Origin of the sequence: Pseudomonas sp. NPDC012596, assembly GCF_042902325.1 — a bacterium.
GTDB lineage: Bacteria > Pseudomonadota > Gammaproteobacteria > Pseudomonadales > Pseudomonadaceae > Aquipseudomonas.
In genome coordinates, this window is record NZ_JBIBEB010000008.1 from 187,583 (window position 1) to 204,912 (window position 17,330).

Sequence of the window (17,330 nt, forward strand, 5' to 3'; positions counted from 1 at the left end):
CAGCCCGTTCAACGCAAGCCCCGATACCTCACACCGTGTCCACCTTCAACGAATGATCATCCAGCATCCCGTTGATGATGGTCGCCGTATCATGCCCCGCCGATACCACGCCCCCTGCCCCTGCCGACACCCCGTAATGCTGGGCCAGGTCCACGCCTGCCAGGTCGATGGTCTGTACCGGCGCAGCCCCCGCCACGCTGCTGACCTCGATGGTCGAGACCACATCGGCCCCTGTGCCGCTGACCTTGAAGTGCAGGTAGTCGTCCAGTGACGTTGCCGTGCCGTGTTCACCCTGCAGCAGTTGCGACAGGTCGAGCTTGTCGCTGCCCGGGGTGAAGTCGGTGACGGTGTCATGGCCCGTGTCGCCTTTCTGCCAGACGAACGTGTCGTTGCCATTGCCGCCGGTCATGATGTCGTTGCCCGGCCCGCCGATCAGGGTGTCGTTGCCATCCCCGCCCTTGAGCACATCGTTGCCCGCGCCGCCGTCGAGCACGTTGTCGGCGCTGTTGCCAATGAGGGTATCGCCGTAGTCCGAGCCGACCAGGTTGTGGATGCCGTTCAAGGTCTCCAAACCGGCGCCACCGGTGTCCTGCGCCCCGTCATGGCTGAGGTCGATTGTCACCGCGGCCTTGGCCTGCGCGTAGTTGGCAGTGTGGCCGTTGTGCTCGTCGCCAGCAGGTGCAGGCGCCTCCAGCGAAGCAATGTCGAGCGGGCTGGAAAGGCCCGCAGCGGCGTGTTCACTGGCGCCATTGATGTGCGGCGCCGCAGCCTGCGCATTGGCATAGTCCACGACCAGGCTCAGCTTGTAGCTTTCACCCGCCTTGCCCGCCCCCGTCGGGTCGCTTGCATGGATGCTGTACACCCCGTCATGGCTGGCCGTGAAGCTCCCCCCGGCGGCAATGGGCTGGTAGCTGCCACCGGCGTCTTTCCACTCAAGCGCCAAGTTGCCATCGTGCTGGTCGTGGTTAAGCTGCAGGGTTTCACCTTTGCGCAAGCTAACGTTGATCACCTCTTCGGCATTGCCCTGTGCCGCAGCCGCGCCTGTGGCCCCGAGGTAGCCAAGCACCACCAACGCCGCAGTCATGCTGCTGGCATCGAGGGTGAACGCGCCGCGATCAATCACCCGCTGCTCCTGCGCCCTGCCATAACCGTCACCACATTCGGACATCGAGTTGTCGTGCACATTGATGGTAATGGTCGCGGTGCTCTCGTCGCCGTCGCCATCGCGGATGGTGTAGACGAACGTGTCGATGGCATCCCGCGGCGCCGCAACGTTCGGGTCGGAGTGGTACACCGCATTGCCCTGGGCATCCAGGGTGAGGTAGCCGAACTGGCCTGCCACATGGCTGCCGAGCTGGCCGATGGCCGAGGTGGCCGTGTCATGGCCGGCGCGCACGCCCACCACGTAGCCGCAGTCGGCGGGCACATCGGCACCGATGGCGTCGTTGTACAGCACGTTGCCCCGCACCTCATCACCTTTGCTGACACTCACGGTATCGCAATGGGCCTGCGGTACATCGTCGACGATGGTGATGTTGACCGTGCTGGTGGTCCAGTTGCCCACCGTGTCCTCGACCCTGTAGGTGAAGGATTCGCTCACGGTAGTGGCGCCATCGTTGGCGTGGGGTTGCGAATTGGCTGGCGAGGTCAGGGTGTAGGTGTAGGAACCGTCTGCGTTCAGATGGATCTGCCCGTACTGGCCGACGGCATTCCCGATCAAGGTGTAGGTCAATGCCCCCACACCACCCCCCACCTGCCCGACCAGGCTGCCGGAGGCGGTTTCCGTCGTCGAGCCTGGGTCACTGCCGTTGACGCTACCGCCCGCCAGGTCATGGCCGTCCTTGTTCAGGTCCAAGGCTTTTTCGAACACGGTGACGCCGCCATCGCCGCACGGGTGCAGCGATTGGTCGTGCACGTTGATGGTCACGGTGGCGGTGCTTTCATCGCCGTCGCCATCGCGAATTGTGTAGACGAAGGTGTCGATTGCATCGCGCGGCGCCACGGCGTTGGGGTTGGCGTGGTACTGCGCGTTGCCCTGGGCATCGAGGGTCAGGTAGCCGTACTGGCCGTAGACGTGGCTGCCGAGCTGGCCAACCGCCGAACTGGAGGTGTCATGACCGGCGCGCACACCGACCACGTAAGCGCCGTCGCCCAGCGTGTCGGCCCCGACCACGTCGTTGTACATCACGTTGCCGCGCACGATGTCGCCCTTGGCCACGCTGACGAAGTCGCAATGAGCCTGCGGTACGTCGTCGACGATGGTGATGTTGACCGTGCTGGTGGTCCAGTTGCCGACTGTGTCCTCCACCCGGTAGGTGAAGGATTCACTGACGGTATTGGCGCCATCGTTGGCATGGGCTGGCGAATTCGCCGGCGAAGTCAGCGTGTAGGTGTAGGAGCCGTCAGCGTTCAGGTGCAACTGGCCAAACTGGCCGACAGCATTGCCCACCAAGGTGTAGGTCAACGCCCCCACGCCACCAGCGACCTGCCCGACCAGGCTACCGGTCGCAGTCTCGCGGGTTGAGCTGGGGTCACTGCCAATAACGCTGCCGGCCGCCAGGTCGTTGCCGTCCTTGTGCAGGTCCAGCGCGTTCTCGTACACCCACACGCCACCGTCGCCGCACGGCTGCAGCGCCGGGTTGTGCACATTGATGGTGAGGGTGGTGGTGCTCTCGTCGCCATCGGCATCGCGAATGGTGTAGACGAAGGTGTCGAGCGCATCACGCGGCGCCACGGCATCCGGGTTGGAGTGGTACTGGGCATTGCCTTGGGCATCGATGGTCAGGTAACCATACTGGCCATTCACCTGGCTGTTGAGCTGGCCGATGGCAGACGTGGAGGTGTCACTGCCGGCGCGCACGCCGACCACGTACTGGCCGTCGACACGGGTGTCGGCACCGACCACGTCGTTGTACATCACGTTGCCGCTCACCACGTCGCCTTTGTACACACTGACGAAGTCGCTGTTGGCGGTGGGTACGTCGTCGACGATGGTGATGACGATGGTGCTGGTGGTCGAATGGCCGGCGGCATCCTGCACCTGGTAGGTGAAGCTTTCCGTCACGGTATTCGCGCCATCGTTGGCGTGGGTCGGCGAATTCGCCGGTGAAGTCAGCGTATAGGTGTAGGAGCCATCTGCGCTCAGGTGGATCTGCCCATATTGGCCTACAGCGTTGCCGACCAAGGTGTAGGTCAGCGCGCCAACGCCGCCGCTGGTCGAACCGGCCAACGTCCCGGAGGCCGTTTCCTGAGGCGAGCCGGGGTCGCTACCCATAACGGTGCCAGCCGCGAGATCGTTGCCGTCCTTGTGCAGGTCCAGAGCCTTCTCGTACACCGTCACATCGCGGTCCTCACAGGTCATCAGCGCACTGTGCACGTTGATGGTGAGGGTAGTGGTGCTTTCGTCGCCGTCGGCATCGCGGATTGTGTAGACGAAGGTGTCGACGGCATCACGTGGCGAGGCAACGTTGGGGTTGGAGTGGTACTCGGCATTGCCGTAGGCATCGATGGTCAGGTAGCCGAACTGGCCATTGACCTGGGTGTTGAGCTGGCCGATGGCAGAAGTCGAGGTATCGCTGCCGGCGCGCACGCCGACCACGTACTGGCCGTCGCCACGGGTGTCGGCACCGACCACGTCGTTGTACATGACGTTGCCGCGTACCACATCGCCTTTGTCAACGCTGACGAAATCGCTGTTGGCGGTGGGTACGTCGTCGACGATGGTGATGACGATAGTATTGATGGCCGAATTGCCCAGCGAATCCTGCACCTGGTAGGTGAAGGTTTCGGTCACAGTATTGGGCCCGTCGTTGGCATGGGTGGGCGAATTTGCGGGCGACGTCAGCGTGTAGGTGTAGGAGCCGTCCGCGCTCAGCTGGATCTGGCCGTACTGGCCTACGGCATTGCCCACCAAGGTGAAGGTCAACGCACCCACGCCACCGACCGTAAGCGTGCCGGAGGCGGTTTCGTGGGTCGAGCCAGGGTTGCTGCCGGTGACCGTGCCTGCCGCCAGGTCGTTACCGTCCTTGTGCAAATCCAGCGCATTTTCATACACCGTCACATCACGGTCCGCACAGACGATCAGACCGTTGTGCACATTAACGGTAATGGTCGTGGTGCTTTCATCACCGTCGGCGTCACGGATGGTGTAGACGAAGGTGTCGATGGCATCCCGGGGCGAAGCGATAGCGGGGTTGGAGTGGTACTCCGCGTTACCGTAGGCATCGATGGTCAGGTAGCCGTACTGGCCGTTGACCTGCGTATCGAGCTGGCCGATGGCCGAGCTGGAGGTATCGCTGCCAGCACGCACACCCACCACATACTGGCCGTCGCCACGGGTATCGGCGCCCACCACGTCGTTGTACATCACATTGCCGCGGACCACGTCGCCTTTGAAGACGCTGACGAAATCGCTGTTGGCGGTGGGCACATCGTCGACGATGGTGATGACGATGGTGCTGGTGGTGGCGTTGCCCAGCGAGTCCTGCACCTGGTAGGTAAAGGTTTCGGTCACCGTGTTCGGGCCATCGTTGGCATGGGTAGGCGAATTGGCCGGTGACGTCAGGGTGTAGGTGTAGGAACCATCCGCATTCAGCTGAATCTGGCCGTATTGGCCTACGGCATTGCCGACCAGCGTGTAGGTGAGTGTACCGACACCGCCACTGGCCGAGCCGACCAACGTGCCGGAGGCCGTTTCCTGCGTCGAGCCCGGCGCGCTGCCAGTGACAGTACCGGGCGCCAGGTCATTGCCATCCTGGTGCACGTCCAGCGCTTTTTCGTACACGGTGACGTCACTGTCGGCACAGGCCATCAAGCCGTTGTGCACGTTGATGGTGAGGGTGGTGGTGCTCTCGTCGCCATCGGCATCGCGGATGGTGTAGACGAAGGTTTCCAGGGCATCCCTGGGCGAAGCGATGGTCGGGTCGGAGTGGTACTCGGCATTACCCTGGGCGTCGATGATCAGGTAACCGTACTGGCCATGCACCTGGGTATTCAGCTGGCCGATGGCCGAGCTGGAGGTGTCGCTGCCGGCGCGCACGCCGACCACATACTGGCCGTCGCCACGGGTGTCGGCGCCGACCACGTCGTTGTACATCACGTTGCCGCGCACCACGTCGCCCTTGGCCACGCTGGTGGAGTCGTCATGCGCCTGCGGTACATCGTCGACGATGGTTACGCCCAGGCTGCCGGTGGCGGTGCTGCCATCGGCATCTTTGGCGATTACCGTGAACTGCTCGCTGATGCTGTTGCTACCTTGGCCGCTAGGGTGGTTCTCGTTGTCGACCAGGGTGTAGCTGTAGCTCACCACGCCAGTGGCGGGGTTGTAACCGAGGATGGTCAGGGTGTTGCCTTCGGGCGTGACGACCGACTGCGGGAAGCCCACCGCCACACCGCCACTGATCACACTGATGCCGCCTACGCTCAGGCTTTGCAGGCCGTCAGGCGCGGTAACCTTGAAGCTGCCTTGCTGGGTCAGGGCAGCAGCATCCGGGGCGCTGCCGTCGTGCAGGTTTTTCTCGTGAACCGTCAGCTCGCCGCCTTGCGTGCCTAGGCCATCGAGCGTCACCGGGTCGTCGAGGTTGCTGATGTTCAAGGTCAGCGTCGCGCTGCTGGAGTCGCCATCGGCGTCCTTGATCGTGTAGGCGAAGGTCTCCACCGCTTGGCCGCCCCCGCCCAGGTTCTTGAAGTCCGGGTCGTTGGTGTTGAGTGTGTAGGTGTAGGAACCGTCTGCAGCGAGCACCAGTGTGCCGTAGGTGCCGGTGAAGGTGCCGGCGATTACTGGGCCACCCGGCACACGGTCGGCGCCCTGCACGTCGTTGCCGAGCACATTGCCAGTCAGGTCGGTGTGCTGCTCGGTGGCGGTGATGGGGTTGCTGTCATCCACTGCCCTGGGCACGTCGTCACGGATGATCACATCCAGCGAACCTTGGGCCACATCGCCGTCACTGTCGCTGACCAGCACCGGCAAGTGCTCGCTCAGCGCGTTGGTCCCGGCGCCGTCCGCATGCTGCTCGGCGTCGGTCAAGGTGTAGCTGTAGCTGACCTCGCCTGTGGTCGAGTTGTAGCCGGTGATGGTCAACGTGTTGCCCAGGCCGGTGGTGATTGATTGGCCGACACCGGTGACGACACCTGCGGTGACCACGTTGATACCGCCGACGCTGAGATTGAACACGCCGTCCGGCGCTACCACGGTAAAGCTGCCGTGTTGGGTCAATGCCGGCGGGTTGTTGACCGAGCCCAAGGGCAGGTTGGCCTCGTCCAGCACGAGCTCGCCCGGGTTCACATCCAGCCCGCGCAGTTCGACCGGGCGGTCGATGGGGGTGATCGGTGGGTTGGGTTGCTCAGGCGGGTTAGGCTGGCCAGGCGGGTTAGGTTGCCCTGGCGGGTTGGGTTGGCCAGGTGGCAGGCCACCATTGGTGCCATTGTCACCCCCGCTACCACCGTTGCCTGCTCCCAGCGTGTCGCGCCCTCGGGTGTTGCCCAGGTCGCCTACATAGCGGTTGGCCAGCTCAGGGATGCCATTGAAGCCTGCCGTCGGGAAGCCGATTTGCGGGTCGACGCGGTCGGCCACCTCGGTCAGCAAGACAAAGCTATGGCCACCGCCCAAGGCGCCCGGCGCGCTGCTGCCGTTAGGGCCCGCCGCAGGTGCTTCGGCAGTTGTGCTGGGGTCATCACCGGCGGCAATCGCCCGCTGAATGCGCTCCACATCGCTCAGTTGCGCGTCGCTCGGCGCCCCGTCGTGTGCCTGCACAGGGGGCGCCAGGTTGGCCAACAGGTCCGTGGTCATGGCCAGGCTGCTGTCGCGCCCCAATGTCAGTTCTGCGCCGTTCTGCAGGTGCACGGCCACGGCGCCCGCGGCACCGGTTTCCAACTGCTCGCCCGCAAACAGGCGGTCGCCTTCGATCAAGGGGCGCCGGCTACCGTCACTGCCAATGGCAAAGACCTCACCCACTACCTTGCTGACAACACCGACTAACTTCGCCATGAGCGCACGCCTCCCCTTACCGATTGGTTACTCAACCAACGACATGGCGGTGAGGCAAAGGCTTGGAGTCCGACTGTCTCAGGGGTGAGATTCGTTCTCTCGGAATACCACGTTGGCGATAGTCATATCTTAAATTGCCATCATCAGATGCCAAAATTTTGTCGCCAAATTCCGCTTTCACCTGTCCTTTCCGCGTCCTTAGCTGGAAAAAATCTGGAACTCACCGCGAACCCGGAAACTCGCATGCTGCGGCGGCTTCCGAAATCGCTTGAAGGAAACAATGTCTCGCTTTTGATAGACCGCATAAGTTTTTTTTCGCATAGGGCTTATGAAAAAATCTTCTTAGCTCGCGCGTTAAATGTTCTTAGCTCTGTTGTTACAAACATGAAACGGTTTGAACTATAAAAATCGTCATTTTTTTGGCGAGAAGCAGGACCATTTTGAGATCAGGGAGAAGTACCCCATGCGCGTTTTCAACCCCATCACCAGTGCAATTCTGTTGGCCATGGCGTGCGCCAACGTTCAGGCGATGTCACTTAACGAGGCCGTCCAGAGCGCCGTGGACTATCACCCCGAAATCAGCTCCAACCGCAACAGCAGGTTGTCGGCTGACGAAGACGTGAAATTCGCCCGTGGTGGGTACTACCCGACCGTTGACCTGGTGGCCGGCTACGGGCGGCAGCGTTCGGACAACGTCAACACCCGCGGCCTGAACCCCGACGGCACACGCAACCACAACAAAGAGACGCTCAACTACACCCAGTCGGAATTGCGTCTTCGGCAAATGATCTTCGACGGCTTCAACACCGCCAACGAAGTCGGCCGTACCCAGGCCGTCGCCACCTCGCGCGCCTACTACACCCAGGCGGTCGCGCAGGATGTCGCCTTGCGCGCCATCGAGGTGTACCTCGAAGTGCTCAAGCGCCGTGAGCTGGTGACCCTGGCCAAGAACAACCTGCAGGCCCACCTGCGGGTCAACGACCAGATCGGCCTGCGCAGCGAGCGGGGCGTGGGCAGCACCGCCGACCTCGACCAGTCGCGCGCCCGCCGCGCCCTGGCAGAAAACAACCTGGACACCGCCGAAGTCGACCTGGCCGATGCCGAAGCCAACTTCTACAGCGTGGTCGGCCGCCTGCCCGATGAGCTCGAAGGGCCTCAATCGGTCAAGGTGGAAATGCCCGGCACCCTCGATGCCGCGCGCGAAGGCATGCGTCAGAACAACCCCTACCTGAAATCGGCCCAGGCCGATGTGAACGCCGCCGAGCAGCAATACGAAGTGGCCAAGTCGCCCTTCTACCCGCGCCTGGACGCGGTACTGGCCACCGGCGCCAACAACAACCTGGGCGGCGAGAAAGGCCACAGCAACAACGACTGGCAAGCCGGCGTCGAGCTTAGCTACAACCTGTTCCGCGGCGGCAGCGACAAGGCCCGCCTGCAGTCCGACGCCCACAAGATCAACCAGGCCCTGGACATCCGCAACAATGCCCTGCGCGAGCTGACCGAGAACCTCAGCCTGGCCTGGAACGCCATGAACAACGCGCGCAAGCAAACCCCGACTGCCCGTGAATATGCCGAAACCACCCAACGCGTACGCGCCGCCTACGCCGACCAGTTCGGCCTCGGCCAGCGCACCCTGCTCGACGTGCTCGACAGTGAGAACGAGCTGTACAACGCCAACCGTCGTTACACCGAAGTGCGTTACACCGAGGAGTACTCGATGTACCGCGTGCTGGCGACCATGGGTGAATTGCTGAGCAAGCAGCGCATCTCCCTGCCGCCGGAAGCCATTGCCAACAACGAAGTGCGTACCGAAGCGCGGTTGCCCGACATGCGTTGAGCCAGGTTGGCAACGGGCAGGGAGCGCCAGGCATCACCCCTTCCACCGCGGCGGGAGTAGTCCACAGTGACCAGTATGCAAAGCGCGCAACCGCGCCCCGATGTCGATGACCCGCTGCTCGATGGCCTGCTGATCCTCTGCCGCCTGCACGGCCGGCCGGCCAGCCGCGCCAGCCTGAGCAGCGGCCTGCCCCTGCAGCAGCAGCGCCTGGGTGCCGACCTGCTGCCCCGCGCCGCAGCGCGCGCCGGCTTGCAGGGCCGCGTGCTGCAGCGTGAGCTGGAGGCCATCTCACCCCTCAACCTGCCGGTGCTGCTGTTGCTGAACGACGGCCGCAGCGCCGTGCTGCAGCGCTGGGGCGACGATGGCCGGGCGCTGATTTTGCCTTGCGAGGCCGAGGGCGGCGAGCAGTGGGTCGAACGCGAGGCACTGGCGCAGGCCTACAGCGGCCACGCGCTGTTCGCACGCCCCCGGCACACCCTGGAGGAAGTACGCTCGCCGTTGCTGCCGCGGGTCGATGCCTGGTTCCGCGACACCCTGCGCCATTCCCGTTGGCTGTACGGCGACGCCTTGCTGGCCAGCTTGCTGATCAACGTGCTGGGCCTGATGGTGCCGCTGTTCGTCATGCAGACCTACGACCGCGTGGTGCCCAACCAGGCACTGTCGACCTTGTGGGTGCTGGTCGCCGGCCTGCTCATCGGCACGGCCTTCGAGCTGGTGCTGCGCATGGTCCGCGCCCACCTGCTGGACCAGGCAGGCAAGAAGACCGACCTGATCCTCTCCGCTACCCTGTTCGAGCGGATCACCGGCATGGCCATGAAGGCCAAGCCCGCCAGCATTGGCGGTTTTGCCCAGAGCATTCACGACTTTCAGGGCCTGCGCGAATTCCTCACGGCAGTCACCCTGACCAGCATCATCGACCTGCCCTTCGTCGCCCTGATGCTGCTGGTGATCGGCCTGCTCGGCGGCTGGCTGGTGCTGATCCCGTTGATCGCCTTCCCGCTGGCCGTGGGTTTTGCGCTGGTGATCCAGGCACGCCTGCGCGACACCGTGCAAAAAAGCCTCAGCCTCGGTGCAGTGCGCCAGGCGTTGCTGATCGAAACCCTCGGTGGCCTGGAAACCCTCAAGGCCTGTGGCGCCGAAAGCGAGCGCCAATACCAGTGGGAACACACCAACGGCGCCATGGCCCGCCTCGACGCCCACGCCCGCAACCTGTCGTCGCTGGCCAGCAACGGCACGCTGTTCATCCAGCAGTTCTGCGGCATGGCGACCATCGTCGCCGGGGTATACAGCATCATTGCCGGTAACCTCAGCGTCGGCGCCCTGGTCGCCAGCTACATGCTCGGCAGCCGCGTGCTGGCACCGCTCAGCCAGATCGCCGGGCTGATCACCCGCTACCAGCAGGCGCAGCTGACCATGCGCAGCACCGATGCGCTGATGGCCCTGCCGCAAGAGCGCCAGGCCGAACAGCAAGCGCTGGAACACACCACGCTCAAGGGCGGCCTGACCCTCAGCCATGTCAGCTTCCGTTACCCGGCGCAGACCAGCCCGGCGCTGCAGGACGTGAGCGTGACCATCAAGCCCGGCGAGCGCATCGGCATCATCGGCCGCAGCGGCTCGGGCAAGAGCACCCTCGGCCGGCTGCTGATGGGCTTTCATCACCCGGACGAAGGCCAGGTGCTGCTGGACAACCTCGACCTGCGCCAGCTGGACATCGCCGACCTGCGCAGCCAGCTCGGTTACGTGGCCCACGACCTGCCCCTGCTGGCCGGCAGCCTGCGCGACAACCTGACCCTCGGCGCCCGCCACATCAGCGATGCGCGCATGCTCGAAGTGGCCGAGCTGACTGGCGTCAGCGACCTGGCCCGGCAGCACCCGCACGGGTTCGACCGCCCGGTGGGCGAGCGGGGCCAGCTGCTGTCCGGCGGCCAACGCCAGGCCGTGTTGCTGGCCCGCGCGCTGTTGCTCGAGCCGCCGATCCTGATCCTCGACGAACCCACCAGCCACATGGACAACAGCAGCGAAGAGCAACTGCGCCAGCGCCTGCTCAACTGGGTGCCAGGCAAGACCCTGCTGCTGGTCACCCACCGTACCTCGATGCTGAGCCTGGTGGACCGGTTGCTGGTACTGGACAACGGCAAAGTCGTTGCCGACGGGCCGAAGGATGCGGTCATCGACGCCCTGCGCAAAGGCCGTATCGGCGCGGCTTTGTAGAACCCCAAGACACTACGATCACTGTAGGAGCGGGCTTGCCCGCGAAGATGACACCTCGGTGCCTGGCACGGGCCATGCCCGTGTTCGCGGGCAAGCCCGCTCCTACAGTGTCACGTCCCGTGAGAGGTAAGCCATGCCCATCGGCCACAGCGTGCGCAGTACCCACACCGGTTCCGACAAGCGCACCGAACGCGACTACATGCCGGAGCTGGCCAGCGCCACCTTGCAGGACTCGCCGCGCCTGTCACGCCTGACGGTGTGGCTGGCGGCGGCATTGCTGCTGGTAGCCCTGGCGTGGGCCAGCCTGGCGGTGCTGGACGAAGTGACCGTCGGCGAAGGCAAGGCGATCCCTTCGAGCAAAGTGCAGGTGATCCAGAACCTTGAAGGCGGCATCGTCACCGAAATCTTCGTGCGCGAAGGCCAGATGGTGGAGAAAGGCGCCACCCTGCTGCGCCTGGACGATACGCGGTTCAAGTCCAACAAAGGTGAGAGCGAAGCGGACCGTTATGCCCTGACCGCCCAGGTCGAGCGCCTGTCGGCCGAGGCCGAAGGGCGGCCGTTCGTGCTGTCCGAAGAGGTCCGCGCCAAGGCGCCGCAGGTGGCTAACGACGAGCTGGCGCTGTACGACTCGCGTCAGCGCCGCCTCGCCAGTGAAAAGCAGACCCTGAACGAGCAGTTGCGCCAGAAGACCCAGGAGCTGGCCGAATTCCGCTCCAAAGTCGACCAGTACCGCTCGGCCGTCGGCTTGCTGCAGCAAGAGCTGGACATGTCGGCGCCGCTGGTAAGCAAGGGCGCGATTTCGCCGGTGGAAATCCTGCGCCTCAAGCAACGCACGGTCGAGGCCCGCGGCCAGCTCAACGCCACCAGCCTGGCGATCCCCCGCGCCGATGCGGCCGTGGCCGAGATCAGAAGCAAGATCCAGGAGTCCGACGCCAGCTTCCGCTCGGATGCCGCCAAGGAGCTGAACGACAAACGCACCGAGCTTTCCAAGATCACCGCCACCAGCATCGCCATCGACGACCGGGTCAACCGCACCACGGTGGTGTCGCCGGTACGCGGCATCGTCAAGCTGCTGAAGGTCAACACCATCGGCGGCGTGGTGCAGCCGGGCAGCGACTTGGTGGAGATCGTTCCGATCGAGGACAACCTGCTGATCGAGGCCAAGGTGCGCCCGCAGGATGTCGCGTTTCTACACCCGGGGCAGCCGGCGATGGTCAAGTTCAGTGCCTACGACTACACCATCTATGGCGGGCTGAAGGCCAAGCTTGAGTTGATCAGTGCCGATACCGTGACCGATGACAAGGGCAATGCGTTTTACCTGATCCAGGTTCGCACCGAGAAAAACCACCTGGGTGGGGATAACAAACCGCTGTTGATCATCCCGGGGATGGTGGCGACGGTGGATATCATCACTGGGCAGAAGAGTGTGCTGGATTACCTGCTCAAACCGGTTTTGAAGGCCCGGACCGAGGCATTGCGGGAACGGTGACAGACCTGCACCGGCCTCATCGCCGGCAAGCCGGCTCCCACAGGGGTATCACCGGCCTTGAGTAGTGTGCAGCCTGTGGGAGCCGGCTTGTACAGGGGTATTACGGCCTTGAGTAGTGTGCACAACCTGTGGGAGCCGGCTTGCCGGCGATGGGGCCGGTACAGGCACAAACGACTCTCAGCCTTCACCGTGATTACGCTCGAATGTCTCAACCCCCATGGCCCTGATCTGCCCCTCGATCAACGCCTCGAATGGGCGCAGCAACGCATCGAAACACGCCGGCTGTTCCAGCACATTCAATGCCTGCACCACCGCCTCCACGGTCGACAGCGCACCCGGCTCCGGTGCCTTGCGCAAGCGGTAGCGTGAGGGCGTGACCTGCGCCAGCGTCACCTTGGGCAATGCGTCAAGCAGCGGGTTGAGGTACAGCAGCTTGCGCGCCTTGCGCCAAGTGCCGTCGGGGACGATCAGCAGCAATGGCCTGTCGTCCCCATCGCCATAGGCCGTCAGCACCTGGGCCACATCGCCCGGGAACAGCAGTACCGGCCTGTAGCCTGGCGTGTTGAGCAATTCGCCCAAGCCTTCGAACACCTCGCCCACGCGCAGCTCGGCATTGACCAGGCCAAGGGCGGCCAGGCGGGCGGTATTCAGCGCGTGCGAGGTTTCGCTGGGGTGCTGCAGCAGCACCACGCGGGTGCGGCTGTCGAGCGAGGGAATCAGGGCGCAAAGGCAGTGATCGAGCGGGCGCTGGCAGCGCTCGCAGCGGGGTCTGGGCATGGGGGTCTCCGTTGGCGGAGGGATTTTGCCACAGGTTTGCACCCCAAGCCCGCCTCGCGGCAAGCCGGCTCCCCCGGAGTAGCGCATCGCCCGTAAGGGCTGCGAGGTCTGTGTGGGAGCCGGCTTGCCGGCGATTGGGCTGCAAAGCAGCCCCCTTAACCCTCAGCGGTTAAACCGTTCCGCCAGGCTGTGCAGGTACTCGGCCATGCGCTCCAGGTCCTGGCTGATTTCCGCGCCCTGCTTGGCCTGCCCCGCCGTCTGGTCGCACAACTGGGCAATGCGCACGATCTGCTGGTTGATGTCTTCGGCCACGTGGCTCTGCTGTTCCGACGCCGTCGCCATCTGCTGGCTCATGCCGGTGATGCGGCTGACCGCCTGGGCAATCCCGGCCAGCGCCGACTGCACCGCCTCCACACTGTGCACACTGTCCCGCGAGATCTGCTCGCCGCGGTTGGCCGTGCTCACTGCCCGCTCTGCGCCTGCACGCAGGGAGGCGATGATGTGGTGGATCTCTTCGGTCGAGGAACGCGTGCGCTGGGCCAGCGAGCGCACCTCATCGGCGACCACGGCAAAGCCCCTGCCCTGCTCGCCCGCGCGCGCCGCCTCGATCGCGGCATTGAGCGCCAGCAAGTTGGTCTGCTCGGCAATCGAGGTGATGGTATCGACCACACTGCCAATCGACTGGGTCTGCTCGGCCAGGGCATTGACCGCCTGGCCAATGTCGCTTACCGCTTCGCTCATGCTGCCCATCGCCCTCAGGCTCTGCTGCGCCAGCTCGCTGCCCTGCTGGGCCAACTGGTCGGCATCGCCAGCAGCATGCGCAGTGCTTTGCACATTGTGCGTCACTTCCTGGATGGTCGCGGCCATCTGCGCGATGGCGGTGGCCGACTGGTCGGTCTCGCTGCGCTGGCGGTCGAGCATCTGTGCCTGGGCATCCGACAGGTCGGCCGACTGCGCGGCCCGCGCCTTGACCCCGACCCCGGCGTCCACCAGCCGCGTCAGCGCGGTCTGCAGGCGCGCCTCTTCGCTGATGATCGCCAGGTCCAGCTGGCCATGAAGGCCGGGGTTGTCACTGTAGGTCAGCGCCACCAGCGGGCTGGTGAAAGCCTTGGGGTGTTCTGCCAGGGTGCGGCGGATGGCCCGGTTCTGTTGCTGTTCGATCAAGTACCAGGCCACCAGCAAGCTGGCCATCAACACGCCCAGCGCCGCGTAAGGCGGTAGCCACAGGTAGCCCGCCGCCGACAGCAGGCCGGCACCGATCAGCGGCCAGCCATGGCCCAGGCGATGCCCCAGCTGTGCCGCCACCGGCACGGGCGAGCGGCCGGCACGCAAGCGCGCGTACAGCGCTTCGGCGCGGCGGATCTGCTCGCGGCTGGGCACCGAACGCACCGACTCGTAACCGCTGATGCGGCCGTTCTCGTAAATCGCCGTGACGTACGCGCTCACCCAATAGAAGTCACCGTTCTTGGCGCGGTTCTTCACCACGCCCATCCAGGGCTTGCCTTGCTTGATGGTGTCCCACATGTGGCCGAACACCGCTGGCGGCATGTCGGGGTGGCGGACCAGGTTGTGGGTCTGGCCCACCAGCTCGTCGTAGGTAAAACCGCTGATCGCCACGAAGGCGTCGTTGCAGTAGGTGATGCGGCTGTTGAGGTCCGTGGTGGAGATCAGGCGCTGGTCGCTGGAAAACGTTCTTTCGTGCTCAGTGACGGGCAAATTCATGCGCATCTCGGGCGATCCTTGCTTGTATAGATGAAAGGGAAAATCATCAAAGCAAGTAGAGGTTTAGCAGAGGGCAAAAGGCACAGTGGTCAGGTTTTGTAGGAAATCTGCTGATCCCGACGGAATGACTTGAACGCCCTGTTTATCATCCGACGTTAAGCTGGCTTTTGAGCAGGTCGCGGAACGTCTGGATCAACGGCTCGCGGCTGCGCCCACGGCGCACGATCAACGAAAATGGCGCCTGATAACCGAAAGTCGCTGGCGAAAGCACGCGCAAATCACCCTTGTCGACCCAGGCTTGAGCGTAGTGTTCCGGCAAATAACCGATATAAGCGCCCGACAAGATCAGAATCAGCTGCGCCTCCATGCTCTCCACCGTCGCGGCGCTGTGCTTGAAGCCATGCCGGGCCAGTTCGGCCTGGCTCCAGTAACCGCGCCCGACCATGCGCTGCTGGGTCACCACCGGCTCCGGGATACGCCGCTCGGCGTACAACGGGTGGCGGCTGCTGCAGTACAGCCAGTGCTGCTCGCGGTACAGCGGCTGGTACACCAGGCCGCTCATGCGCGAGGAGAACGCGCCGATGGCGAGGTCCAGGCGGTTGTCCTGCACGCCAAGTTGCAGCTCGTAGGGGCTGGACACCGAGAGGTGCAAGTGCACTGCCGGGTGCTCCTGGCTGTAGGCACCGATCGCCTCGGCCAACGGCAGCGCACGGTCGCCGACGGTGGAGTCGATCACCCCGAGGTTGAGCGTGCCGCGCAACTCGCCCTTGAGCGCGGCTGCGTACTGTTCGAAACCGTCCAGTTCGGCCAGCAGGCGCAAGGTCTCCTGGTGGAACAGCTCGCCCTTGCTGGTCAGGCTGAAGCCACCACGCCCCCGGTGGCACAGCACGATGCCCAGGGCGCCTTCGAGCTGGCTCATGTAGGTACTGATGGCCGAGGTCGACAGGTTGAGCTCGCGCTGGGCGTTGGCAAAGCCCTGGTGGCGCACCACGCTGACGAAGATGCGCAGCAGTTTCAAGTCGGGCAAGGTCGAGGCCATGGTGCAACGGTTCCGCTGTGACATTTGCGCGCAGTCTAACCGCTGCGGTGGCGTTTAGTTTAGAAAATCCTGAAGTAAGTATTTGCCGGTAGCGATTTTCCCCGCGCACTACCTTCCAGCAGACTTGGCCGAAATGTCCCTGCCCGCCGGCATAACCACACTCGAAGGCGCGCGGCGGCACAGGTTCGAACAAACAGAACAATCGACCGACTGATGAGGCCCACCGTGGACAAAGTTCTCCATCAACCACTGGGCGGCAACGAAATGCCGCGTTTCGGCGGCATCGCCACCATGCTCCGTCTCCCCCACCTGCAAAGCGCCGAAGGCCTGGACGCCGCGTTCATCGGCGTGCCCCTGGACATCGGCACCTCGCTGCGCTCCGGCACCCGTTTCGGCCCACGCCAGATCCGCGCCGAATCGGTGATGATCCGCCCCTACAACATGGCCACCGGTGCCGCGCCGTTCGACTCGCTGTCGGTCGCCGACATCGGTGACGTGGCGATCAACACCTTCAACCTGCTCGACGCCGTGCGCATCATCGAAGAAGCCTACGACGAGATCGTCGAGCACAACGTCATCCCGATGACGCTGGGCGGCGACCACACCATCACCCTGCCGATCCTGCGTGCCCTGCACAAGAAGCACGGCAAGATCGGCCTGGTGCACATCGATGCCCACGCCGACGTCAACGACCACATGTTCGGCGAGAAGATCGCCCACGGCACCACCTTCCGCCGCGCCGTGGAAGAAGGCCTGCTCGATTGCGACCGCGTGGTGCAGATCGGCCTGCGCGCCCAGGGCTATACCGCCGACGATTTCAACTGGAGCCGCCGCCAGGGCTTCCGGGTAGTCCAGGCCGAAGAGTGCTGGCACAAATCGCTGGAACCGCTGATGGCCGAAGTGCGCGAAAAAGTCGGCGGCGGCCCGGTGTACCTGTCGTTCGACATCGACGGCATCGACCCCGCCTGGGCCCCAGGCACCGGCACCCCTGAGATTGGCGGCTTGACCACGATCCAGGCGATGGAGATCATTCGCGGCTGCCACGGCCTGGATTTGATCGGCTGTGACCTGGTTGAAGTCTCCCCACCTTACGACACCACCGGCAACACCTCGCTGCTCGGTGCCAACCTGCTGTTCGAGATGCTTTGCGTGCTGCCAGGCGTCGTGCGCCGCTGATACGGCTGTTTTACCCCGGCAGGAGCCATGCGGGAGGGCCATAGAGGCCCGCCAACACAAGACTAGACCGCCGGGCGCCGTGAAAACGCCCGCG

8 protein-coding genes are annotated in these 17,330 nt (G+C 64.2%); 4 read left to right on the forward strand and 4 right to left on the reverse strand.

The genetic code is table 11. The annotated features are described in order from the left end of the window. Positions 1-28: 28 nt before the first annotated feature. The gene (locus ACFY68_RS12640) at positions 29-6,985 is read right to left on the reverse strand and encodes a retention module-containing protein (protein WP_387527514.1); all 6,957 of its coding nucleotides are present in this window, start codon (positions 6,983-6,985) and stop codon (positions 29-31) included. 463 nt (positions 6,986-7,448) lie between these two features. Here ACFY68_RS12640 and ACFY68_RS12645 point away from each other — a divergent pair, with 463 nt between their 5' ends. The 3 genes from ACFY68_RS12645 to ACFY68_RS12655 all read left to right on the forward strand — a co-directional run bounded on the left by ACFY68_RS12645 (position 7,449) and on the right by ACFY68_RS12655 (position 12,522). Beyond that, positions 7,449-8,822 (forward strand): TolC family outer membrane protein, encoded by a 1,374-nt coding sequence (locus tag ACFY68_RS12645; protein ID WP_387527516.1) that lies wholly within the window; start codon positions 7,449-7,451, stop codon positions 8,820-8,822. Between the two features lie 75 nt (positions 8,823-8,897). Then, a complete protein-coding gene (locus ACFY68_RS12650) occupies positions 8,898-11,033 on the forward strand; it encodes a type I secretion system permease/ATPase (RefSeq protein WP_387527567.1) in 2,136 nt (711 codons plus the stop codon). 133 nt (positions 11,034-11,166) lie between these two features. Further along, complete coding sequence (locus ACFY68_RS12655; RefSeq protein WP_387527519.1) at positions 11,167-12,522, forward strand: HlyD family type I secretion periplasmic adaptor subunit; 1,356 nt, start codon at positions 11,167-11,169, stop codon at positions 12,520-12,522. A gap of 177 nt (positions 12,523-12,699) precedes the next feature. Here ACFY68_RS12655 and ACFY68_RS12660 read toward each other — a convergent pair whose 3' ends face one another. The 3 genes from ACFY68_RS12660 to ACFY68_RS12670 form a co-directional block, all read right to left on the reverse strand. Continuing rightward, entirely contained in the window at positions 12,700-13,299 is a 600-nt protein-coding gene (locus tag ACFY68_RS12660) for a tRNA-uridine aminocarboxypropyltransferase (protein ID WP_387527521.1), read from the reverse strand. Between the two features lie 162 nt (positions 13,300-13,461). Beyond that, positions 13,462-15,027, reverse strand: coding sequence for a methyl-accepting chemotaxis protein (locus tag ACFY68_RS12665; RefSeq protein WP_387527524.1), 1,566 nt, complete (start codon positions 15,025-15,027; stop codon positions 13,462-13,464). A gap of 139 nt (positions 15,028-15,166) precedes the next feature. Next, positions 15,167-16,060: a LysR family transcriptional regulator gene (locus tag ACFY68_RS12670; protein ID WP_346615186.1), complete on the reverse strand. Its 894-nt coding sequence runs from the start codon at positions 16,058-16,060 to the stop codon at positions 15,167-15,169. A gap of 225 nt (positions 16,061-16,285) precedes the next feature. On the opposite strand from ACFY68_RS12670, the gene speB reads away from it, so the two are divergent. Further along, positions 16,286-17,236: an agmatinase gene (speB, locus tag ACFY68_RS12675; protein ID WP_012315641.1), complete on the forward strand. Its 951-nt coding sequence runs from the start codon at positions 16,286-16,288 to the stop codon at positions 17,234-17,236. Positions 17,237-17,330: the final 94 nt, after the last annotated feature.